The sequence below is a fragment of the Paraburkholderia sp. SIMBA_030 genome (genome assembly GCF_046535245.1).
GTDB lineage: Bacteria > Pseudomonadota > Gammaproteobacteria > Burkholderiales > Burkholderiaceae > Paraburkholderia.
In genome coordinates, this window is record NZ_JAWRXB010001602.1 from 1 (window position 1) to 237 (window position 237).

Here is a 237-nt window from a genome sequence, read left to right on the forward strand (position 1 = left end):
TCGCCGATCGCGTGATCGAATCGCTCAACGCGAAAGACGTCGACGTACGCATCATTCGCGGCGTCGAGCCGGCGCCGACCATCGGCAACGTCGAGGCCGTGTACCAGGAACAGATCGCGCCATTCGCACCGCAGGCGATTCTGTCCATCGGCGGCGGCAGCGTGCTCGATGCGGCGAAGCTGTTCGCGGTCCGGCTGACCAACGACGAACCGCTGCGCAACTGGCTCGGCATCGACC

General features: G+C 65.8%; 1 protein-coding gene. It reads left to right on the forward strand.

The window, feature by feature from the left end:
* Positions 1-237 (forward strand): iron-containing alcohol dehydrogenase (locus SB772_RS45410; protein ID WP_410839204.1); only part of this gene is annotated, 237 nt, incomplete at both ends.